Origin of the sequence: Lederbergia citri (genome assembly GCF_018343625.1) — a bacterium.
GTDB lineage: Bacteria > Bacillota > Bacilli > Bacillales > Bacillaceae_C > Lederbergia > Lederbergia citri.
The window spans coordinates 798,620-822,118 of sequence record NZ_JAGYPG010000001.1 but is presented as its reverse complement, the minus strand read 5'-3'; the positions used below and the strand labels follow the sequence as shown (position 1 = coordinate 822,118).

The 23,499-nt window shown below is 36.2% G+C and carries 24 protein-coding genes and 1 other annotated feature; of the genes, 23 read left to right on the top strand and 1 reads right to left on the bottom strand.

From position 1 onward, the window contains the following. Positions 1-87 precede the first annotated feature (87 nt). The 19 genes from KHA97_RS04195 to KHA97_RS04105 all read left to right on the top strand — a co-directional run bounded on the left by KHA97_RS04195 (position 88) and on the right by KHA97_RS04105 (position 19,240). Positions 88-699 (top strand): DedA family protein, encoded by a 612-nt coding sequence (locus KHA97_RS04195; protein WP_213123474.1) that lies wholly within the window; start codon positions 88-90, stop codon positions 697-699. Between the two features lie 8 nt (positions 700-707). Beyond that, positions 708-998: a DUF6509 family protein gene (locus tag KHA97_RS04190; protein WP_213123473.1), complete on the top strand. Its 291-nt coding sequence runs from the start codon at positions 708-710 to the stop codon at positions 996-998. Positions 999-1,033: 35 nt separating this feature from the next. Continuing rightward, positions 1,034-1,247, top strand: a binding site (T-box leader). A 61-nt stretch (positions 1,248-1,308) separates the two neighbouring features. Further along, positions 1,309-2,409: a glutamate 5-kinase gene (proB, locus tag KHA97_RS04185; protein WP_213123472.1), complete on the top strand. Its 1,101-nt coding sequence runs from the start codon at positions 1,309-1,311 to the stop codon at positions 2,407-2,409. 18 nt (positions 2,410-2,427) lie between these two features. Next, positions 2,428-3,675 carry a glutamate-5-semialdehyde dehydrogenase gene (locus KHA97_RS04180; protein WP_213123471.1) on the top strand — a complete coding sequence of 416 codons (1,248 nt, stop codon included), beginning with the start codon at positions 2,428-2,430 and terminating at the stop codon, positions 3,673-3,675. Between the two features lie 31 nt (positions 3,676-3,706). Further along, the gene (locus KHA97_RS04175) at positions 3,707-4,780 is read left to right on the top strand and encodes a branched-chain amino acid aminotransferase (RefSeq protein WP_213123470.1); all 1,074 of its coding nucleotides are present in this window, start codon (positions 3,707-3,709) and stop codon (positions 4,778-4,780) included. A gap of 114 nt (positions 4,781-4,894) precedes the next feature. Further along, a complete protein-coding gene (locus tag KHA97_RS04170; RefSeq protein ID WP_213123469.1) occupies positions 4,895-5,542 on the top strand; it encodes a hypothetical protein in 648 nt (215 codons plus the stop codon). Continuing rightward, complete coding sequence (locus tag KHA97_RS04165; RefSeq protein WP_213123468.1) at positions 5,526-6,059, top strand: DUF1572 family protein; 534 nt, start codon at positions 5,526-5,528, stop codon at positions 6,057-6,059. Before KHA97_RS04170 ends, KHA97_RS04165 begins: the two co-directional genes overlap by 17 nt. A 138-nt stretch (positions 6,060-6,197) precedes the next feature. After that, positions 6,198-7,217 (top strand): ROK family transcriptional regulator, encoded by a 1,020-nt coding sequence (locus tag KHA97_RS04160; protein WP_213123467.1) that lies wholly within the window; start codon positions 6,198-6,200, stop codon positions 7,215-7,217. A gap of 35 nt (positions 7,218-7,252) precedes the next feature. Next, the gene (locus KHA97_RS04155) at positions 7,253-8,473 is read left to right on the top strand and encodes an MFS transporter (RefSeq protein ID WP_213123466.1); all 1,221 of its coding nucleotides are present in this window, start codon (positions 7,253-7,255) and stop codon (positions 8,471-8,473) included. 184 nt (positions 8,474-8,657) lie between these two features. Next, positions 8,658-9,518 (top strand): dimethylarginine dimethylaminohydrolase family protein, encoded by an 861-nt coding sequence (locus tag KHA97_RS04150; protein ID WP_213123465.1) that lies wholly within the window; start codon positions 8,658-8,660, stop codon positions 9,516-9,518. A gap of 267 nt (positions 9,519-9,785) precedes the next feature. After that, positions 9,786-11,168 (top strand): sulfatase, encoded by a 1,383-nt coding sequence (locus KHA97_RS04145; protein WP_213123464.1) that lies wholly within the window; start codon positions 9,786-9,788, stop codon positions 11,166-11,168. Between the two features lie 112 nt (positions 11,169-11,280). Next, the gene (locus KHA97_RS04140; protein ID WP_213123463.1) at positions 11,281-13,224 is read left to right on the top strand and encodes an ABC transporter substrate-binding protein; all 1,944 of its coding nucleotides are present in this window, start codon (positions 11,281-11,283) and stop codon (positions 13,222-13,224) included. An 85-nt stretch (positions 13,225-13,309) separates the two neighbouring features. Then, positions 13,310-14,308 (top strand): ABC transporter permease, encoded by a 999-nt coding sequence (locus KHA97_RS04135; RefSeq protein WP_213123462.1) that lies wholly within the window; start codon positions 13,310-13,312, stop codon positions 14,306-14,308. Further along, positions 14,305-15,453 (top strand): ABC transporter permease, encoded by a 1,149-nt coding sequence (locus KHA97_RS04130; protein ID WP_213123461.1) that lies wholly within the window; start codon positions 14,305-14,307, stop codon positions 15,451-15,453. Before KHA97_RS04135 ends, KHA97_RS04130 begins: the two co-directional genes overlap by 4 nt. 15 nt (positions 15,454-15,468) lie before the next feature. Continuing rightward, positions 15,469-16,515: an ABC transporter ATP-binding protein gene (locus KHA97_RS04125; protein WP_233713285.1), complete on the top strand. Its 1,047-nt coding sequence runs from the start codon at positions 15,469-15,471 to the stop codon at positions 16,513-16,515. Positions 16,516-16,530: 15 nt separating this feature from the next. Next, the gene (locus KHA97_RS04120; protein ID WP_213123460.1) at positions 16,531-17,544 is read left to right on the top strand and encodes an ABC transporter ATP-binding protein; all 1,014 of its coding nucleotides are present in this window, start codon (positions 16,531-16,533) and stop codon (positions 17,542-17,544) included. A 110-nt stretch (positions 17,545-17,654) separates the two neighbouring features. After that, the gene (locus KHA97_RS04115) at positions 17,655-17,927 is read left to right on the top strand and encodes a hypothetical protein (RefSeq protein ID WP_213123459.1); all 273 of its coding nucleotides are present in this window, start codon (positions 17,655-17,657) and stop codon (positions 17,925-17,927) included. Continuing rightward, the gene (locus KHA97_RS04110) at positions 17,920-18,381 is read left to right on the top strand and encodes a hypothetical protein (protein ID WP_213123458.1); all 462 of its coding nucleotides are present in this window, start codon (positions 17,920-17,922) and stop codon (positions 18,379-18,381) included. The genes KHA97_RS04115 and KHA97_RS04110 overlap by 8 nt, the downstream gene beginning before the upstream one ends. Positions 18,382-18,403: 22 nt before the next feature. After that, on the top strand, positions 18,404-19,240 hold the full coding sequence (locus KHA97_RS04105; protein ID WP_213123457.1) for a sugar phosphate isomerase/epimerase family protein: 837 nt from the start codon (positions 18,404-18,406) through the stop codon (positions 19,238-19,240). 32 nt (positions 19,241-19,272) lie between these two features. Here KHA97_RS04105 and KHA97_RS04100 read toward each other — a convergent pair whose 3' ends face one another. Then, positions 19,273-20,103, bottom strand: a complete 831-nt coding sequence (locus KHA97_RS04100; RefSeq protein WP_213123456.1) for a phytanoyl-CoA dioxygenase family protein — start codon at positions 20,101-20,103, stop codon at positions 19,273-19,275. Between the two features lie 140 nt (positions 20,104-20,243). Between KHA97_RS04100 and KHA97_RS04095 the strand changes: the two genes are divergently transcribed. The 4 genes from KHA97_RS04095 (at position 20,244) to KHA97_RS04080 (ending at position 23,498) form a co-directional block, all read left to right on the top strand. Continuing rightward, complete coding sequence (locus KHA97_RS04095) at positions 20,244-21,128, top strand: AraC family transcriptional regulator (protein ID WP_213123455.1); 885 nt, start codon at positions 20,244-20,246, stop codon at positions 21,126-21,128. Between the two features lie 133 nt (positions 21,129-21,261). Continuing rightward, complete coding sequence (locus KHA97_RS04090) at positions 21,262-21,630, top strand: sensory rhodopsin transducer (protein WP_233713283.1); 369 nt, start codon at positions 21,262-21,264, stop codon at positions 21,628-21,630. A gap of 24 nt (positions 21,631-21,654) precedes the next feature. Continuing rightward, positions 21,655-22,677, top strand: a complete 1,023-nt coding sequence (locus KHA97_RS04085) for a Gfo/Idh/MocA family protein (RefSeq protein WP_213123454.1) — start codon at positions 21,655-21,657, stop codon at positions 22,675-22,677. Then, a complete protein-coding gene (locus KHA97_RS04080) occupies positions 22,674-23,498 on the top strand; it encodes a sugar phosphate isomerase/epimerase family protein (protein WP_213123453.1) in 825 nt (274 codons plus the stop codon). Before KHA97_RS04085 ends, KHA97_RS04080 begins: the two co-directional genes overlap by 4 nt. Position 23,499: the final 1 nt, after the last annotated feature.

Genomic DNA, 23,499 nt, shown 5'->3' with positions numbered 1-23,499 from the left:
AAGGTTTAGTTCGCCATTTAGAATCTAGTAATAATATTTGGACATGTTTTATAAGATAAAGTAATGAGTACATTGGGAGTGTCCAAGATGGAAACGTGGATAATAGAGATTATGGAAAGGTTCGGCTATATTGGAATTCTATTTTTAATCGCAATCGAAAATATTTTTCCTCCCATCCCTTCTGAAGTAATCTTAACCTTTGGCGGCTTTATGACAACTAAAACAGATCTGACTTTAGTAGGAGTATTATGGTTTGCTACATTAGGTTCGGTTGTGGGAGCTGTTGTTTTGTATGGACTTGGCCATCTTATGAATATTGATAGATTGGAAATAATAGTTGATAAATATGGTCATGTTTTAAGAATAACGAAAGATGATTTGCAAAAGGCCGATTCTTGGTTCGCCAAATATGGTGTATGGACCGTATTCTTCTGTCGATTTATACCGCTGATTCGCAGCCTAATCTCCATACCAGCTGGAATGGCCCATATGAATTTCGGACTTTTTCTATTTTTGACAGCGGTTGGAACTTTTATTTGGAATATTATTTTAGTGAATTTAGGTGCTGCTTTAGGCGAATCGTGGGGTAAAATTGTACAAATAATGGATGTTTATGCAAATATCATATATATTGGTTTAATAGTATTAGTCGTTTTATTAGCCATACTATTTATGAAAAAAAGATTGTCAAGGAAGTAGGTTTTCAAATGGAAATTACAGGACATACAGTAGAACAACTTTTGGATCCAACTGGAATTCTTGAAGGAGATCGTTATGAATTTTTCCTCAATATAGAGGTACCTGAAGATGATGAACTATTTTCAGAAAATGGAATCCAATTACGCATCATATTTTCTGTCGTTGGGGAAGTAATGCGAATCGCCCATTATGATTTTATTGAACAAGTGACGAATCAAATTCTGGACTTTGCATTGGAAGAAGAAGAGGAAAAAATGGTAAAGGATTATTGTACTAATCAACTTAATCAAACCACTTGACATTTCTGGGTATCATCGTCATAATATTATAAAATCAATGAACGTTGACGAAGGACTAGTACGTAGGCCTTGATGTGAAAGAGAGCGAGATTTATGAGCTGGAAGATTTCGCCACATTAATCTGCAGAACCTGCCTTCGGAGTCTTATGACAAAACATAGGCGTAGACCTCACGTTATGAGGAAAAGTGAGATGTTTTTTACATCTAATTATGGTGGTACCGCGGAAGCATTGCTCTTTCGTCCTTAAACAATGGGATGAAGGGCTTTTTTTATTTCCACATAATGTAAAATTGCAAGGGGATTGGAAGTATGAGAAAGCAACGGATTGTTGTAAAAATCGGAAGTAGTTCTTTAACAAATGAAAAAGGGGAAATTGACCAAGAGAAACTGAACGATCACGTTAAAGCTGTAGCTAAGCTTCGTAAAGCAAGGCATGAAGTGATTTTAGTTTCTTCTGGAGCTGTTGCAGCTGGATTCGCTCATTTAGGTTATCCATCAAGGCCGGTTACGATAAAAGGAAGGCAAGCTGCTGCATCGGTGGGACAAAGTGTTTTGATTCAGTCCTATATGGAAAAATTTAGTCAATATCAAATTGTTCCCGCTCAAATTCTCTTAACTAGAAATGACTTTTCCAACCGTGAAAGATACAGAAATGCTTTTGCCACGATTATGGAATTACTTGAACGCGGAATTTTGCCAATAATCAATGAAAACGATACAGTTTCTGTTGAAGAATTAACGTTTGGAGATAATGATATGCTATCCGCACTAGTCAGTGGGTTCATTCATGCAGATCAGCTGATTATATTAACAGATATTAACGGATTATATGATTCCAATCCACGTCAAAATCCGGCTGCCAAGAAATTAGATTTTTTACATGAAATTACAGACGAAATGTTGGCAGCCACGAATGATGTAGGTTCAAAAGTAGGAACAGGAGGAATGAGGTCCAAATTACTTGCGGCCAAAACTGCTACTTCATTAGGTGTACCGGTGTTTATCGGGAAAGGACAAGGACAAGATAAATTGATGGAAATCCTGCGCGGCAATGGGGATGGTACGTATATTTCCAGTTCTGATTTTTCACCGATTAATACGAGCAGACAGTGGATTGCCTTTCATTCAGATTCAATGGGTAAAATTTATGTCGACCAAGGTGCAGAAGAAGCAATTTTATATAATGGCAAGAGTTTATTGCCGGCAGGTGTGTTTAAAATTAATGGGACGTTTCAAAAAGGAGATGTCGTTGAAGTATTTGGGATTAATGGATTAATAGGAAAAGGTGAAGTTAGTTATTCTTCTGATGAATTAAAAAAGGAAATAAAAAGAAGAAACGAAGAAAAAGGAATGGAGCCACTTGCACCTTCTATTGAAGTGATTCACCGAAATCGCTGGGTTCAAGTTTAATAAAATGGAGGGGTAGAAATGAGTGAAGTAAAAAGAAAAGGCCGGGCAGCAAAGATGGCAAGTTATTCACTTGTAACACTTTCCACCGAAGAGAAAAATGCAGCATTAGCCTTAATTGCCAACCAATTGCTTGAAGATAAAGCAACGATTCTTTCCGAAAATGAAAAGGACTTGAGTGAAGGGAAAAGCAATGGACTGACAGATGCAGTTCTAGATCGCATTATGCTGAATGAAAAGCGGATTCTAGATATGGCCAATGCGATTCATCAATTGATCGACTTAAAGGATCCAATCGGCGAAACTCTTGAGACAATAGAAAAAGATAATGGATTAGTGATACGAAAAAAGCGTGTACCAATTGGTGTCATCGGAATGATTTATGAAGCAAGGCCAAATGTAACGATTGATGCAGCAACCCTCGCTCTTAAAACGGGAAACTCAGTCATATTAAGAGGGAGTTCTTCTGCGAAATATTCGAACATGGCTCTCATAAAATCAATTCATTCAGCTCTAGAAAAAAGTGTCGTTCCAGTTGATTCTATTCAGCTTATAGAAGACACAAGCCGCGAAACCGCGAAGGAGCTTTTTCAGTTGAATGAATATTTAGATGTACTAATTCCTAGAGGCGGAAAAAATTTAATTGATACAGTGGTTCGCGAATCGACTGTACCCGTTATTGAAACGGGAGCAGGTAATTGCCATATTTTTATCGATGAAAGCGCGAAAGAGAATATGACTCATGAAATCGTACTAAATGCAAAATTACAACGTCCATCTGTATGTAACGCTATAGAATCAATTCTCATCCATGAAAAGTGGTTTGACCAATTTGGCGAAAGTCTATTAGCAAAGCTACATGAAAATAATGTAGAGATTCATGGTGATGAAAAAGTAGTTCAAATAATACCTGATGCAAAACTTGCTTCTGAAGGAGATTGGGAGACGGAATACCTTGGCTTGACCGTCAGTGTAAAAGTGATAAATTCCTTGGAAGAAGCAATCGACCATATTAATAAATATGGAACCCAACATTCAGAAGCAATTATCACCGAAGACGAAAGAAATGCAGCGATCTTTTTAAATAACGTTGACGCTGCAGCTGTATACCATAATGCTTCAACAAGATTTACAGATGGATTCGAATTCGGGTATGGTGCTGAAATTGGAATTAGTACCCAAAAACTCCACGCAAGAGGACCTATGGGATTACAAGCACTTACTTCGAGTAAATTTTTTATTTATGGGAATGGGCAAGTACGTATATAATTAAGTGAACGACATAAAGGAGATGGCATTTTTGAAAGATTATCAAATTGATGTACAGTTAAGCTCAACGAAAAAAGAAAAGCCTGCATTTAACCAGCTTTCCTTCGGTACTGTATTTACGGACCATATGTTTGTAATGGATTATACGAAAGGAAAAGGTTGGCATGATGCAAGGATTATTCCTTATCAGCCGATTACGTTGGATCCAGCTGCAATTATTTTTCATTACGGACAGACTGTTTTTGAAGGACTTAAAGCCTATAAAACAAAAGAAGATGAAGTCGTATTATTTAGACCCGATGAAAATATGAAACGATTAAATCGCTCTAATCAAAGGCTTTGCATTCCTGAAATTGATGAGGAATTTGCTTTATTTGCCTTGAAAAAACTGATTTCGATTGATAAAGATTGGGTCCCGAATGTAGAAGGCACTTCTCTCTATGTCCGTCCATTTATTTTTGCGGATGAGCCTTATTTAGGAGTATCTCCTTCAAATACGTATAAATTTATGATTATCTTGTCACCAGTTGGTGCTTATTATAAAGAAGGAATCAATCCTGTTAAGATTGCCGTTGAAAGTGAATTCGTCCGTGCTGTAAAAGGTGGAACAGGAAATGCAAAAACAGCAGGAAACTATGCAGCATCATTAAAAGCACAAGAAGAAGCTGAGGCAGAGGGATTTTCACAAGTTCTTTGGTTGGATGGAAGAGAACATAAATACATTGAAGAAGTAGGAAGTATGAATGTGTTCTTTAAAATTAAGGGAGAAGTTATTACTCCTGAATTAAATGGTAGTATTTTAGAAGGAATTACGAGAAAATCTGTATTAGAGCTTTTACACTTTTGGAATATTCCAGTCGTTGAAAGAAAAATCTCAATTGATGAAATTTTCCAGGCCTACCATGCAAGTGAATTAGAAGAAGCATTTGGTACTGGAACTGCAGCAGTCATTTCACCAATTGGAGAGCTGTCTTGGCAAGGTGAAAAAATCATTATTAATGAAGCAAAGACAGGGGAATTATCTAAAAAGATTTATGACTCATTAACAAGTATTCAAACAGGATCTGTAGAAGACCCGTTTGGGTGGAGAGTGGAAGTTGAATAATTAAGAAATATTTATATTTGCCATAGTTAGAAGATTACTAGCTACTATGGCAAATAATCCATAAAATTTTTTGAATCTTCATATAATAAGACCTTTAGACAGGAGGACATTATTATGTATGCAAAAAATAAAAAAGTGTTGGTTTACTCGACTCTGTTTGCTACAGTTTTGGTCCTTTTATTGTTTGCTACTGGTTTACCTTATTATTGGAGTGGGATCAAAGCTATTGCCGACAATACGACAGATTTTAGTGTTGAAAGAAGTCATAAAATAAAGGGCGAGTATTCAATTCCCATTGATCTTTCAAAATTGGAAAGCAATCTTGGAAAAGAATTATATAATGATGGTACCCACAGAATATATGTTTCCTTTGTAGATAATAGTGGTGATGTAAGTTCGGGTGGCTTTCGCATAGGTTTTAGATTTAGTGGAGAATATTCATTTTCACATGCGACATTAATATCAGGCGTTCAGCATTCAAGGGAAGCTAACAATTCCTTTTCATCAAATATGTCCGCTAAAATGACTTCTGAACATAATGGGAAACTATATCATTGTCCAATATTCAGTGAAAGTGGGATAAATTATAAAGATGGTGATGAATTTGGTTTTTACATTTTCCCGACTTCTGCATACGAAGATCATGACATATCTTTAAATGAAAAAGGAATTGTGAATATAACAGTGACAGATCTTTATAAAAATGATTGGAGTAAAAATAACATTTTATATAAGGAGGAGCCAGATGAGTATAGGAACTGAATACTTACGTGTTGTTACTGAAAGGTTTAAAAATATAAAAAGTCTTGGGGATCGGACATTCGAACAAATATCAGAAGACGATATTCATTGGCAAATGAATGAAGATTCCAATAGTGTTGCAATCATTGTTAAGCATTTAAGTGGGAACATGATTTCAAGGTGGACTGATTTTCTTGATTCAGATGGGGAGAAGCCATATAGGAATCGGGAACAGGAATTTGAGAATGATATAACCTCCAAAAAAGATATGATCGAGATTTCAGAAAGAGGCTGGAGCACTCTTTTTGAAACGCTAAATAGTTTAAAGGAATCCGACTTATTGAAAGAAGTGTATATACGCGGTGAAAAGCATTTAGTAATAGATGCCATTGAAAGACAGGTAGCCCATTATTCTTATCATATAGGGCAGATTGTTTATATTGGCAAGCAGCTAAAAGGAGAAAGTTGGGATAGCTTAAGTATCCCGAAAGGAAAATCAGAGCATTATTTACAGGAAATGTTGAAAAAACATCAGTAAAAATAGAGCAAATGTTTCGTAGAAAACGTTCAGAAACCTGAACGTTTTCATTTTTATCATTGCTTAAAAAAATGTTCTATGCTATATTATCAACACCACTTATTAAAGAAATTTAATAAGTTTTCGAGGTGAATCATTATGAATGAAAATATCACAACTCCAAAAACAATGAAAAAAGTTATTCATCGTAGAATTCGCTCAACTCTTTTGGAAAAGGGAAGTACCACAAAAGTTGAACTAAGCGATCATTTAGGAATAAGTTTCCCGACAATCAGTAAATTTTTAACGCAAATGGAGAAGGAAGGGGAACTTAATTTAGTTGGTCTTGATGAGTCCAGTGGAGGAAGAAGGGCGAAAAGATATGCATATAATCCAGAATATATGTTGGGTTTGGCTATTTTTTTAGAAAGAACTGAGACAAAGTTTATCATTTTTAATTGTATAGGTGAAATGAAGGAACAAGGAAAAACTACTAGTGTATTAAACGATGATATAGAAAAACTCACCAAACATATTGATGGCATCATTAAAAAATACCCAAAAATTGAATCAATCGCAATTGGCGTTCCTGGTGCTGTTGATAATGGACGAATTTTTTATATACCAGGCTACGAAAATTATAATAACTTTGATTTAAAAAAGTACTTAGAGCATTATTTTTCTATCCCTGTTGTAGTGGAGAATGATATGAATGCTGCAGTACTCGGATTTCAAAAAAATAATAGAAATAAAGATAATCCATCACTAGTTTATTTGTCATCCGGAGAAAATGGTCCAGGAGCAGGAATAATGATAAACGGAGATGTAGTGCGAGGAAGTTCTTTTTTCTCAGGAGAGGTATCGTTTGTTCCTTTATATAATAATCAAAGTTTTTTGCAGGCGATAGGGAATAACAATAAATCATTTAAAGATGATAAAGAAATTGATGCAGTTGCAAGATTGATTGCTTCGTTTACAGCTATCATTAACCCTCATACATTCATTTTTTGTAGTGACGAAGTGACCAAACCTATTGTAGAAAAAATTACATTAATAAGTTCAAGATATATTCCTCGAGAGCATCTTCCCGAGATTACAATGAGTGATTGGGAACAAGACTACCTGCATGGATTACAAAGTCTAGGTCTTGATTTATTGATTTCAAATACAGACATATAGAAGCAATAATACCTTAATAGAAGGCGGGTACATAAATGGCAACATTCTTTTTAATACTTATTTATTTAGCGTTTATTAGTTTAGGTTTACCAGACTCATTGTTAGGGGTAGCATGGCCAGCAATGCAACCTGAATTTGGTGCAAGGCTTGATACTGCTGGAGTGCTATTCATGGTAATAGCTGGAGGCACAATTATTTCAAGTCTATCAAGCGGGATAATTATTGGAAAATTAGGGACTGGAAAAGTTACATTTATAAGTGTTCTAATGACAGCGGCCGCTTTACTTGGATTTTCATATGCACCATCTCTTTTTTGGTTAGTCATATGTGCTATTCCACTAGGATTAGGTGCAGGTTCTGTTGATGCAGCATTAAATAATTATGTTGCTACTCATTACAAAGCTCATCATATGAGCTGGTTACATTGTTTCTGGGGAGTCGGCGCCACTCTTGGTCCTATTATAATGGCACAATTTATTTCAGACCAAAATGCTTGGAGAAGTGGATATTTTGCTATTGCTGGAATACAGTTCGCTTTAGTAATCATTCTTTTTTTTAGCTTACCTTTATGGAATAAGGTTGGAAATCGCAGCAATAATGTTTCGAATGAAGCAATGGATGATACAAATACTCATGTTAATGAAAGTGTTAAAAATACAAGACCTCTAAAAATTAAAGGAGTTAAGTTAGCACTAATAGCTTTTCTATTCTATTGTGGCGTGGAAGCAACTATGGGACTTTGGGGAAGTAGTTTTTTAGTAAATGTTAAACAATTACCTGTAGAAGTTGCTGCGCGATGGGTTTCTTTATATTACGGCGGAATTACTGTAGGCAGATTGATTACAGGTTTTGTTACATTAAAAGTAAACAACAAAATACTAATTAGAGGCGGACAAATGATTGCGTTAGCTGGAGCGTTATGTCTGTTATTGCCACTAGCTCCGGTATTCTCATTAGTCGGCTTTATATTGGTAGGTCTAGGATTAGCGCCTATTTTTCCAAGCATGTTACATGAAACACCGGCACGTTTTGGTAAAGAACATTCTCAAACCATTATGGGTTATCAAATGGCCTTTGCTTATACTGGCGCTACTTTCCTGCCACCTTTGTTTGGTTTCATAGCATCTCATTCAACAATTAAACTGTTCCCGTTGGTTATAGTGATTTTTGTAATTGCCATGCTTTTTGGGTCGGAGAAATTAAATCAATTCTTGAGAAAAAAACCTCTTTCTAATGTGAAATCGTCGGTAAGTTAAAAGTGAAGGATTTATAAGGATCATAAATCTATTCAATGCAAACAACTAGGAGTTAGAAAAAGCACCACTTTTTCTAACTCTTTTTTTGTTTTAAAACAATTTTTTTGTTTAGATACGTTGTTATGCAGGGAATATGACATACGTGTTGGGTAAACATAAAATAAAACTATTTGGAGGATCTCAAATGGCATTAGCTTTCGAAAAACAGTTAAGGGTTTTTTGTGATACTGAATACGAAACATTACATAAAGTGATTTTATGCGAGCCTAAGTACATGAAGATTAAGGAAGTTATTAATGAAACTCAAAAGCAATACAAAAATGAAAATATTGATTCTGAACTTGCCACTAGGCAGCATACAGAATTTATAAAGTCGTTGCAACAACAAGGTGTAGAAGTAATTCTTATACCTCCTTCCCAGCAATATCCTGAGCAGGTTTTTACTCGAGATATTGGTTTTACAATTGGTTCAACTTTATTTGTTGCAGAGATGGCCAATGATATTAGATTAGGTGAGGAGAAGGTTTTAAAACAAATTTTACAGGAAAAAGAGATTTTATTTCAGGACTTAACAAAAGGAGTTATTGAAGGCGGGGACGTTATTATCAATAAAAATACTGTCTATATCGGGATTAGTAGTCGTACAAACGGTAAAGCTGTGGAACAAATGAAAAAAATCTTACCCGATCACGAAATTATTCCAATTCCATTTGACGAAAAATATCTTCATTTAGACTGTGTTTTTAATATTCTTTCTCCAAACGAAGCGCTATATTTTCCTGAAGCGTTAGATCAAAACACTATTGATTTTTTAAAGACGAGATTTCAGTTAATAGAAGTTTCTGAAGATGAACAATTTACACTTGGAACGAATGTACTATCCATAGGTGAAAAGAGAGTTTTTAGTTTACCAATTAATAAAAATGTGAATAAAAAGTTAAAAACGTTAGGATATAACGTAATAGAAGTAGATATATCTGAGATTATTAAATCGGGAGGTTCATTTCGCTGCTGTACATTGCCAATATTAAGAGGAAAAAAGTAAAAGATGAAAACTATATTTAGTTATCGCCTTTTACATAGTAAGGCTTAGTCATTTTGACTTTGCCTTTTTTCATTTACTTTTATTTTTATTTAGATTCAAAAAACATTCACATATAAAGATAATCGGAAACATATCCAAAATTTGGCCAGATACACCATGAAAATGTCCTTATTGACCATGAATTGAGAATTTTTAGAAAGTAAAATGATACTTAACTTAATGTAACAGAGTTATTATAATTCTGTTTCACTTGCTTAGGGGGCTACAATGAAAATCATCTTTATATCATTAGATACATTAAGAGCAAATAGGCTCGGTTGTTACGGGTATCATCTACCTACAAGTCCGTATATGGATAAAATCGCGGAGCAAGGTGCGCTTTTTGAAAGCGCTTTCGCATCAGATATTCCTACCGAGGTGGCGCATACGAGCATTTTTACAGGCAAGGTCGGACTTACAACTGGAGTCGTATCACATGGTTCTTCATTGAATTACTTAACAAAAGAAATAGAGTGGTTGCCGACTATTTTACGAAATGCAGGCTACACTACTGCTGCAGTTGACAATTTATACAATTTGAAAGAATGGTTTGCAAGAGGCTATCAATATTATATCAACACTGTAGGTAAAACACGATGGATTGATGGGAAAACCATCAACGGTCTTGCAAAGCCATGGCTTAAAGAGCATAAAGATAAGGATTTCTTTCTATTTCTTCATTATTGGGATCCCCATACCCCTTATTTACCACCTAAAGAATATATCCCAGCATTTTACAACTCTAATAAATATCAATTCGATCCTAATAATAAAAGCATGGAAAGAGCATTTAATCATCCTGCTTACCCATTTTTTAAATATCACCATTATGATTTACTTGGAAATATTACAGATACAAACTATGTTAATGCATTATACGATGCAGAAATTAGATATTTAGACGATTTATTAAAGGAATTAGATATGTATCTCGATGAGCTAGGCATAATAGATGAAACGTTGCTAGTCTTGTTTGGTGATCATGGAGAAAGCTTAACGGAACACGATATATTTTGGGACCATTGCGGTTTATATGATCAAACTGTCCATATTCCATTAATCATCAGGTGGCCAAATAATATTCCATCCGGAAAAAGGATTCGAAGTTTAGTGCAACATGCAGATCTTATGCCGACTATACTTGAGGCTCTTAATCTTGAAATACCATCTGGATTAGATGGAAAAAGCCTTTTCCCATTAATTAATGGTAATGATTCTGTTCACCATAGTGAAATTTTTTTAAGTGAATGTGCATGGCAAGCGGCGCGAGGGATTCGCACAAAACATTACAAATATATCGAAACATATGATTCTGGTCCATTTACAAGACCTCCAGCTGAGCTTTATAGCTTAATTGAAGATCCTAATGAGGAAAATAATCTAATCAACAATCTATCGGAACAAGCATCTGCTTTCCATGAACAATTAACAAACTGGGTCAAAGACAAACTTCAATCCCGTGAAGATCCGATGCAATCTGTGTTAAAAAAGCAAGGCTTGCCATTTAAACGTAGGATTGAAAAAGTTCTAGGCGAATATGGCTTAACATGGGATGAATGGAAAGCTCATCCTAAAAGAGAAATAATTGATTTTGCAACAAGGAGAGCATAAATAGCCAGGAATTTGAAGAAATTTCGATTAAAAAGAGGAGGGATTACATAAAATATTGACTTAATATTCGAAACAATTCAATTGTTCAATAATAAAAATAGGGGGAAAATTTATGCGGTCATCTATTAAACTAAGCTTTATTTTGATTATCATTTTTTCGCTGATAATCGTTGGCTGTTCGTCGAAAAGTAACCAGACCTCCAATGACCCACAGAAAGAAAATCCCGATGGAAATGGAAAGTCTCAACCAGAAGTAGTCGATGTCTCTGAAATAAAGGAATTTCATCAATCTCCAATTCTAGATGGCATGGATTTACCGGATGTGAAGGATAGGCTACCAAAGGAACCTAAACTCCCAAATGAAATGCCTCCTGAGTATCTTAAGTTCGAAATCGGGAAGTATGGAGGTACTTTAAATACTGTTGCTCAATCTCCTACATGGGACCCAGACTTTTTTGTAATGAGCAATGAACCTTTGTTGAACACCCCGGGAATTCTAGGAGAAGAAGTAACTGGAAATGTGTTGAAAGATTATGAAGTATCAGATGATCAAAAAGAATTTACGTTTTATATGAGAGAAGGACTTAAATGGTCTGATGGAGAGCCTGTCACAACAGAAGATGTTAGGTTTGCAATTGAGGATTTCCAACTTAATAAAGAATTGGTGCCAATTTTACCTGCTTGGCTCCATTCAGGTGGAAATGTTGAAGGCTCACCATTAAAACTGGAAATTATTGATGATTACACGTTTAAAATATCTTTCGATGAACCAAATGGTGGATTTCCAATTAGCTTAGCGATACAAAACTGGAGAGGGTATGCTGATCTTCTCAAGCCAGCTCATTATCTTAAGCAGTTCCATAAAGATTATGCAGATCCAAATGATTTAAAGAAATTAATTTCCGATCATAAATTTGAAGAAGATCAAGAAGTTAGCTGGGTGAATCTATTTAACTATATGGATATAACTGAAAGAGAAATGAGCCATCCGAACGCAGTCGGTTTTCCAGTTTTATATCCGTGGAAGCTCAAAGAAATGACAAAAACATATGGATTATACGAAAGAAATCCATATTATTTTAAAGTTGATGCAGAAGGAAATCAGTTGCCATACATTGATATGGTAAAAAGTGCTATTGTCCAAGACATCGAAATGACAGGATTGAAAATCATTGCTGGGGAAGTAGACTTTAACCGAGAAGCAACAGCATTGTCCAAAATGCCTGTTTATAGAGAAAACGCGGAAAAAGGTGGATATGAAGCGTTACTAGCAAATATGCACTTAACTCCAACTGATGTCATGTTGAATTTAACTTATGATAATGAAAATTGGCGTAAAGTGGTCAATGATGTGCGCTTTAGAAAAGCACTAAACTATGCCATCGACCGTGATGAGATTATCGACACTCTCTATTATGGCTTTGCCGAACCATCCACAGTTATCGATAGTACCCTCGATTTAGATAAAGCGAATGCTTTATTAGATGAGATGGGAATGGAAAAAGGTTCCGATGGCTTCCGTAAAGGACCGGACGGGAAACGATTTACAATTCCATTTGAAGTTCAAGCAGCAGCTCCAGATATTGTTCCATTAGCTGAATTGCTTACAGAGATGTGGAAGGAAATTGGAATCCATGTAACAGTAAAAACATTGGATTCAGCATTATGGGGAACAAGAAATGCTGCGAATGAGCTCCAAGCAACAATTATTTGGACACATACCCCACTTTACTACATGCAGGACTGGGGGCAAGGATTCTGGGGCAACCTTTGGAATGCTTGGTGGAATTCAGGTGGAGAAAAAGGTGAAGAGCCGCCAGAAGACGTTAAAGAATTCTACCGATTAATGAATAAGATGAATGTTAGCCCACCTGAAGAGGCAGTCAAAATAATGGATACGTTGAGAGAAAAAATGCATGAAAATATTTATTACTTTGTTCATATTGAGCATGTGAAACAGCCATTAATTGTCAATTCCAAGCTAGGGAATATTACAGACAAAGGAACCGCAATCAGCATTAACTTTGCTGGAGAACAAATGTATTTTAAAGAATAACAGGTAAAACTAATAAACTTAGGTAGTATGTTAAATTGCTGCCTAAGTTTTTCCTTAAAAATTCGTAAATAAAGGAGATTCAAAGATGCTTACATATATTGGGCAAAGACTTTTACAATTAATTCCTTTACTGATCGCCATCAGTATCATCTCCTTTGCACTCATTCAATTACCACCAGGCGATTATTTAACTACTTATATTAATCAATTGGAGTTATCAGGTACTAAAGTATCCGAAGGTACCGTCATTAGTTTAAAACGTCAGTATGGCTTAGATCAACCGATATATGCTCAATATTTTATATGGATAAAAAACATCGTCCTACATGGTGATTTTGGTCGTTCGTTTACTTGGAATGAACCGGTTGCAGATGTTATTGGGGAACGGCTCGGATTAACCATTGTTATTTCAATCATGACTCTCATTTTTACATGGATTATCGCCATTCCAATTGGCATATATTCGGCTGTTCGTCAATATTCCATTTTGGACTACGTATTTACGTTCATAGGATTTATTGGACTTGCTTTGCCTAACTTTTTGATAGCACTTGTTGTGGTTTACACAGTTTTTGTAAATACAGGTGTAGCCATAACGGGATTATTTTCGCCTGAATACGTATCGGCACCATGGAGTATAGCGAAATTCTTGGATATGCTGCAAAGAATTTGGGTACCTATTCTGATTATCGGAACAGCTGGAACAGCTGGATTAATAAGAGTAATGCGTGGAATGCTATTGGACGAATTACAAAAACAATATGTTATCACTGCACGTGCTAAAGGATTAAAAGAGGGGAAACTTTTATTCAAATATCCTGTGAGAATGGCGATTAATCCATTGATCAGTACGATCGGTTGGACGTTGCCAGCTATCATATCCGGTGAAGCAATCGTATCTATCGTACTTAATTTACCAACAACTGGACCAATGCTGTTAGATGCATTAATGACTCAAGATATGTATCTGGCTGGGAGTTTTATATTCATATTAAGTGTCTTAACCGTTATCGGAACGTTAATTTCTGATATTTTGCTAGCATGGATAGATCCTAGGATTAGGTTTGGGGGTGTACAGGAATGAAGCTAGTATTTAATAAAAAGACAACACCTGACATAACAATAAACAATAAAAAAATAGAAGAAGATTACGAAGTTGCCTCCCAATGGAAATTGATGTGGTGGAAATTTAAAAAGCATAAATTAGCTATTATTTCAGCGCCTGTTCTCACACTGCTCATTATTATCGCTGCATTTTCGGAATTCTTAAGTCCGCATTTACCGCTAGAGCGCTTTTCGGAGTATAAATATGCACCACCTCAAAAACTACATTTCATTCACCCCGAAAAAGGTTTTAGCCCGAGGCCCTTTGTATATGATTTGAAGCAAGAAATGGATGAGAAAACATTCAGACGGACATTTGCAGAGGATACGACTAAAACACATCCCATTCATTTTTTTGTAAAAGGAAAAGAATATAAATTTTGGGGATTATTTAAAACAAAAACTCACATTATTGGATTAAAAGATCCTGATGCTCCTTTTTTTCTAATGGGAACTGATTCGTTAGGAAGGGATTTGTTCACTCGAACACTTTACGGTTCCAGAATATCTTTATCGTTTGCATTTCTCGGTATCATTTTGACAGTTATTCTAGGAATCATTTTAGGTGGAATCTCTGGTTATTTTGGTGGAGTCACAGATACTGTGATTCAACGTTTAATTGATTTATTGCTTTGTATTCCGACCATACCTCTATGGATGGCACTTGCAGCTGCTCTACCATCCGACTGGTCACCTTCCAAAATATATTTAGGAATGGTTATGATATTTTCAATAATTGGTTGGACCGGTTTAGCTCGTGTAGTACGAGGAAAAATTTTATCACTTCGTGAAGAAGATTTTACAATGGCGGCAAGACTTGCTGGAGCTAGCAATATGAGGATTATTACAAAACATTTAATTCCTTCTTTTGCAAGTTACATCATCATTAGTGTCACCATTTCAATCCCGGCAACGATTCTAGGTGAAACATCATTGAGTTTCCTAGGGTTAGGTCTCCAGCCACCAGTTGTAAGTTGGGGAGTTTTACTAGGCGAATCACAAAAATTAGAAAATTTAGCTCATCATCCGTGGTTACTTTGGCCAGCTGCATTTATCGTTGTGGCAGTACTCGTTTTTAACTTTCTTGGTGATGGCCTGCGGGATGCAGCAGATCCTTATAAATAAAAGGAGGATACAGAATTGGATACGATTGAAACGAAAGTGCCGAATATTCCTTCCAATATTGATCATGATGACGAAATTATTCTAGAAACAAACAATTTAAAGGTGAATTTCAAGCTTGATGAAGGGTTATTACAAGCCGTAGACGGTGTGGATATAAGAATTAAGAAAAAGAAAACACTTGGGATTGTTGGAGAAAGCGGCAGCGGTAAAAGTGTTACAGCGAAAGCTATTATGCAAATTGTGGAATATCCAGGGAAAGTGGAAGGAGAAATTAAATTTCGCCGTAGAAATAATACAGTCACTGACATTGGGAAGCTTCATCCTAAAGGGGATGAAGTAAGGAGTATCAGAGGTGGAGAAATATCTATGATTTTTCAGGAACCAATGAAAGCCTTTTCTCCCATACATACAATTGGAAATCAGCTTATGGAAGGTATAATGCTCCATGTTACGGATAATGAAAAGGAAGCTAGAAAAATAGCAATCGATACGCTGAGAAGTGTAGGAATGTCTAATCCAGAGCAGAGAATCGATCAATACCCTCACGAACTGTCGGGGGGAATGAGACAAAGAGCAATGATTGCAATGGCTCTTTGCTGCAATCCTTCAATTCTCATTGCAGATGAACCGACTACAGCATTAGATGTGACAGTACAAGCGCAAGTCTTAGATTTAATTAATAATCTAAAAGAAAAATCAGGGTCTGCCGTCATTTTTATAACTCATGATTTGGGAGTCATTGCCGAAATGTCTGACGATGTTGCCGTGATGTATTTAGGTAAAGTCGTAGAATATACAGATGTTGATACTTTATTCTTTGGCGCAGTTCATCCATACACTCAAGGATTATTACGGTCAATCCCTACAATATCTTTTAAGAATCAAAGACTTGAGTCTATTGAAGGAACTGTACCTATTCCTATGAATCTTCCAAAAGGCTGCGGATTTTACTCTAGGTGTAAATTTGCAAAAGATGGCGTTTGCAATGTAGATGATATTCCACTTGTAAAAGTAAAAGAAAACCATTTTGTCAGATGCGTGCTGGCAGAAGAACAATTATAGGAGGCATCTATCAATATGGATGACATTATTCTTGAAGTGCAGTCGATGAAAAAATATTTTCCGATTAAAAAAGGGTTTTTCAAAAGAACAGTCGGCCAAATAAAGGCAGTAGATGATGTTTCATTTCATTTGAAAGAAGGAGAAACATTTGGTTTAGTAGGTGAATCCGGATGCGGGAAATCTACATTAGGAAAAAGCTTATTGAGAGCAATTGAACCAACGGAAGGGTCGGTGAAATTTAAAAACCGGCACAATGAAATGGTTGATGTAATGGACTTGGACTATAAACATTTACGAGATATTAGAAGGGATATGCAGCTAATATTTCAAGATCCTTATTCCTCATTAAATCCACGTATGACGGTTTTAAATATTATCGGCGAGCCGCTTATTTGTAATAAGTTGGCAAAAGGTGAGGAATTGAGGGAAAAAGTTAAGCATTTAATGGAAATTGTCGGATTAAATAGCAAGCATTTAGAAAGATATCCTCATGCCTTTAGTGGAGGACAAAGGCAGAGAATTGGAATCGCCCGTGCATTAGCCACAAATCCGAAATTCCTTGTTTGCGATGAAGCTGTTTCCGCTTTGGATGTATCTATACAGGCGCAAATTATTAACTTATTGGAAGACTTACAAAAAACATTGAATTTGAGCTATTTGTTTATTTCGCATGATCTTGGAGTAATTCAGCATATCTCGGACCGTGTTGGTGTCATGTATGTCGGAAAAATGGTCGAAACAGCTACTACGGAAGAATTATTTACTAATCCGAAACATCCTTATACAGAAGCGTTATTATCAGCAAAGCCGCTTCCAAATCCAAGATTGAAAAAGGAAAGAATTATCTTAAAAGGAGAGGTGGCAAATCCAGCTAATCCTCCATCGGGATGTTATTTTCATCCAAGATGCCCTTATGCCCAAGAAATATGTAAAGTTCAAGCACCATCGTTCAATGAGGTCACTCCTGGTCATCAAGTGGCATGTCATTTCGCAGAGGAATTAGATTTAAAAGGATCTGTTGCAATATGAACACGATTCTCTTACTTATCTTTGTGTTCATAATAGCCTTATTTTCTATAATGGTTGCTTCAATCTGGGTTATGAATATATTTACGAGAAAATATATAGGTGAAAAGCATATGGTTCTAGAGGAACTAACCATGGGTAAGGTTCCTGAACTCTGGTCAAGAAAGTATGAATCAAAGCGATTGAAGTTTGAGAATGAAGGACAGTTTGATAAAGCCAAAAAAGTACAAAGGGCCGCTGTTTGTGATTATATGAATAAGCTTAATAAAATTGTTTCTTATATACAAAAAACGAGTTTGGTGGATAGTGAGGAAACACGTACTTCTATTCTCTCCGATTTAGAAGAAACACGACATCGCTGGAGGGAGAATAAAATTCATGATTGAAAAGAAACATGGAAAAGCAATATTTTCAAGCTTTCTCGTTGTATTGATGTCCACTGTTTCTTCAGGAGTTGGATTAATCCTTTGGTTTGTTTTAAAAGACACTTTCATGACAATTTTACTCTTCAATTCTATTGATAAATGGAAGGTACCGGCAGCTGATCAATTCAGTTTTTTAATAATCGGGATTCTTTGGCTCATGTTTGTTTTTATCGTGTTTCATTTCTATAACAAAGGAAAACAAAATGGTCGGTTTCTTCACACTTTTTTGCTCGTTACGGGTTGTCAATCACTCATCCTATTTATATGTGAAAGCATCATGGTTCTTTTGGACAAAGGGAAAGTGGTAAATATATTTCTGGTAACCTGTGAGTTTTTAATTGCTTGTATTTTGATTTCCTGCTCACTTTTTATAAAGGCAAAAAGCAAAGACAATAAGGCCACTGCCAAATTTTAACTAAGGAAGTAGGTATTCAATTATGGATGTCGGTGTTGTTTCAAGAAGTTTTCCACAGTTGAACAATCATGAAACTGCAGAGCTTTTATCAAAAAATGGATTCAAATGGACTGAGCTTTGCTTCTCCCAAACCGATTCAAATTATTGGGTGTATAACGGACACTCAGATATGAAAAATTTAACGAATGAAGAGAGCATTAAAATCTTAGATACGTACCGAAATGAAGGAGTCGAGGTTACTGCAATCGGAGTATTTACCAATTTATTAGAAACAAATGAAAAGGAGGCTGAGGAAAATCTTGCATATTTTGAAAGATTAATTGAAATTGCAGGAATTAACCAAGTTCCGTTCGTATCAACTGAATGCGGCTTTATCCCTGGGAAAAGGGGTGTCAATGCAGATACGTATGAAGCTGATTTTCAAAGAATTGTTGAAAATGTAAAACATCTATCCAAAATTGCAGAAAAGAATAATGTGTCGATCGCGATTGAACCATGTGTATTAGATATCATTCCTAGTGCAAAAAGAATGGTTGATTTTATCGATCAGGTAGGTTCCGTTCGGGTAAAGGTATTGCTGGATCCAGCCAATTTAATTGCTAATAATTCTGAAGAAGATATGTTTGCTTATTTAGCTTCTCATATTGCTTATTTTCATGGGAAGGACCGAAAAGTAAATGATACTTATGGTCGTGCAATAGGTGACGGAGATATTAATTGGCCATTATTTTTACATTTGTATCACAAATATACAGAAAATGTTCCTTTCATAATGGAGTACGTAAATATCGATAACTTTTGTGATATTCGTGACCGCGTTATTCATTTTGACGAAATTGCATCGTTCCAATTTAAATAAAAGGGACGTCGAATAGACATCCCTCTACATCATTACAATTGAACAGCAGGCTTTTTTCGATAAACTACCGGAAAATCATCTCCAGTTAAAATTTCACCCGGTTTGACGGTAACAAAAGGTTCCATAGGATGTGACCCGGTTGGCTCATACCGCACATGTCCAGGCATATAATGGACGGCAATAGCTCTTCGCTTTCTTTGTGACGTATTTGGTCCACTTCCATGCCATGTCAGACAATGGTGATAACCTACTTGACCTTTTTTAATTTCAAAAGGAACAGGTTCAATATTAGCACCTTCTGGTAATACTTCAGGTTTTGTGTGGTGCGGTTTATAGTCAGCAGTATTTTGTAAGTACTGCTGATGATCACCCCATTTATGACTGCCGGGAACCATCCACATACAGCCATTTTCAATTGTTGCATCATCAAATGCTACCCATGCACTAACAAGATCTGCGGGTTGAATAATTGGCCAAGCTGGATGATCTTGATGCCAGTCGCCAGGTCCGCCAACCACGGGTGGTTTGTATTGTACTTGATCGTGCCAGATTCGTAGGATATCAGTGTTGCAAAGCTGAGCGACCTCTTCACATAGCGTTTCGTTAGCTGCATGGGTCAAATATGCTTCACTCGCCATCCACATATTAACGATTTGGACGACTGTATCTTTTTTGGCCATTTTCATCGCAAACTCTGAGTTATCTTTCATATCTCGATTTAGGACTGGTTTTTTAACTGTTTTACCTGCCATGACTAAATCTAATTGCTCGCGCAAAAGCTCAACTTCTTCATCATTTAAGATTACATCACCTTTGACAAAACCATTTTCTTCAAATTCTTTTAATTGTTGTGCTGTTAACAACATTCTCATCCTTTCTAATTGGGATTTCGTTAAGTAGATGATACCAACCGTATTACAAAGTGTCGTTAGAATATTTATTAAAAACTTTGTACTTTTTACAGATTTTTTTACGAGGGTTATTTCATTATCAGGAGCTTACAATGGTGACAAATGATGTAGTAAATGTCGGGTTACTTTCAAGCCTTAAACCAACAGTGAATTTTGCTAATAAAATGACAGCTGAAGCGGGACAGGTTTGGGGACCTCGAACTATTTCTGATTGCCAATTAATTTTTGTAGAGTCAGGCAAAGCAACCTTATCCATTGGAGATAGTATTTTTTCGATTGGGGCGGGTGAATGTGTCTTTTATGGAGCTAACACACCACATAAGTTAGTGTCTTCAAATCGCAACCCATTTACATTTATGAGTATTCATTTTGATTGGAATAGAGAATCTTCCGAACCCATTCATCCAATACATGGAATACAGGAATGTCAATTATCTGAGAGATTTACAATTTACAAAATTAGAATTGATGATCATCGGGAAATCAATTTTCCGCATTATTTCATTAACCCGAATATAGAAGGATTGTTTTCTCATATTGTAAGAGAATATCGGTATGAGGAACCAGGCTACACTTTTATTCTAAGAGGATTGGTTGTTCAATTACTTACTTTAATTATTAGAAATGAATTAAACGGTGATTTATCTTTAGGAGAAAAAAGAAAGATTGCCCCTTCATTAGAATTGATACGAAAACAACCTGAGAAAAATTGGACGATTCATGAATTAGCAGATATATGTGGGTACCATCCAACTTATTTCACTTCCATCTTTAAGGAATCAATGGGGTGCACTCCTAAGCAATTTTTAATAAATGAAAGGATTAGGAAGGCAAAACATTTACTCTTGGAAGCAAAAACAGTAGAAGAGGTTTCTATTAAACTCGGATATACAAGTATCCATTATTTTTGCAGAAATTTTAAGTTAATAACAGGTTTGACACCAACTGAATATAAGTTACAAAGTTTAGAGCTTTAGAACTATAGTCTTAAAGCATAATGGCCGGATTAACCATAAAAAATGGCAGAATGAACAATGATGATTTAATTCAGTGTAGATAAAATGGTTTCAAGTAGAAAGCGTTTACAAATGATGTCGAACGGAGGAGAACATGTTGATTGGAAAGCGAACTTGGATTATTCCTGATGGCTTTTTACAACCTAAAAGTACAGGAGATCAAATCAGCCATGAAGCTGTTTGTGTATTAAATTTGACGAATGATCCCGCTGAAATCCATCTTACTTTATATTTTGAAGACCGTGAGCCGATGGATCAATTTTATTCTGAATGCAGATCTAACAGAACCCATCATATTCGCTTGGACAAAATTAGAGATCGGGAAGGAAATGAGATTCCTAGAGGGGTTCCGTATGCCATAAAAGTAGATAGTAATGTGCCAATCATCGTGCAGCATAGTAGATTGGACACTTCTCAAGAGGCGTTGGCCTTATTTACAACAATGGGTTATCCCGGAAATTAATAATTTTAATAGGAGGATGAACAAATGACGTTAAAAATAGGGATCGTTGGAGTTGGTAACATTGGCAGTATACATGCATCAGTTTACAAGGAAAATCCAGAAACAGAAATTGTTGCCGTATGCGATATTGTTAAGGAAAAAGCAGATGCTGCAGCGGCAAAATTTGGTGGAACTCCTTTTTACAGTGTAGAAGACATGCTTAGAAGCAACATTCAATTGGACCTAGTCAGTGTTTGTACAAAAGGAGAAGAAAATGGAAGCGAGCATTACGCACCGACGATGGAATTATTACAGGCAGGGATTCCTGTTCTTGGTGAAAAGCCTATATCCAATAACATCGATGAAGGAAAACAAATGGTTGAGCTAGCAAGGAAAAACAAAATTCCTTATGCAGTCAATTTAAACCATCGCTTTACTCCTGCTGCTGAAAGAGCGAAATCTTGGATCGAGAGTGGAAGATTAGGAAAAATTCATATGATCAATATGCGAATGTGGATTAATAATCCAGTAGAAAGCTCACCATGGTTCCATCTCCGTGCGTTGCATCCTCATTCCTTTGATGTGATTCGATATTTTTGCGGCGATGTAAAAAGGGTTGGTGCCTTCATGATGAAAGGTGAAGGTCGCAAAATTTGGTCGAACGCCCAGGTAATTTTGGAGTTTGAAAATGGAGCAATTGGAAATCTTGTCGGAAGCTATGACGCGGGTGCAAGCTACGGTCTTGAATTATGTGAAGTCGTAGGTTCGAAAGGACGTTTTCTATTGGAGGACGCTTGCGAACATTTAACGTTTTATCCAAGAACGAGTATCGAGACTGAAAAGTTCAGTTATCTTGGTGGAATGCGCGCTTTTCCTGAAACGTTCAAAAGCCGCATCAACTCTTTTGTTGATCAACTTGTTTCAGGTGTTACATATGACCATGTGGACGGCTCAGGTGAAGATGCCTTAAAAGCGCAACTCATTATTGAAGCTGCAATTAAATCGTGGGAAACGGGAACGATTGTTGATGTAAAAGAAGTAGGTCTTATCTCAGGAGGGGTAAAATGATAAAACTTGGTGTAAACTCTGTCTTATTTAAAGATTTCGATTTTGCAACAGCTGCAAAACAAATTGCTGCATGCGGATATGACGGAGTAGAAATATCAGCGATAAAAGGGATGTGTGAACATCTTGAATTAGAGAATTGGAAAGAACAAGTGGATGAATTGTGTTCCATTGTTGATGAAAATGGCTTGGAGTTTTTATCTATGGAAGTAGCATCATTAGACGAGGAGCGACTTACTTTGGCTTTTGAAGCTTCAGCAGCTATTGGAATTCCAGTTGTAAATGTCGGTCCCGGTGGAAAATCTGGTGTGGGGGCAGATTTAGAGCATTCCATTGAAACGCTCTACCACTTATCAAAAAAAGCGGAAAGCTATGGTGTTACACTTTGCGTAAAAGCACATGTCGGGAATGCGATCTATAATACGGAAACTACCTTAAAAGCGATGGATGAAATTTCTTCATCAGCGTTCGGAATAGATATGGATCCTAGTCATATTTATCGTGGAAATGAAAACCCCGAACAAGAATTGCCAAAAGTATTAAGTAGAGTAAAACATATCCATATACGTGATTGTAAAGGAAGGACGGCTGGACCTGGTCCGATTCAAAATCAAGCATGTGGACGCGGAGATATCGATCTATTTGCCTATTGTAAAGCAATGGTGGATGGGAATTATTCCGGTCCGGTTGTTCTCGAGGTGATTGGAGCCAATAACCACTCACTATCCGATGTCTCCATTGTCGCGGCCGAAAGCTATGGTTATTTAAATGCTTGCTTAAAGGCACTTGGTGCAAGAGAAGCAAATATCGTTCAGAAAGGATAGA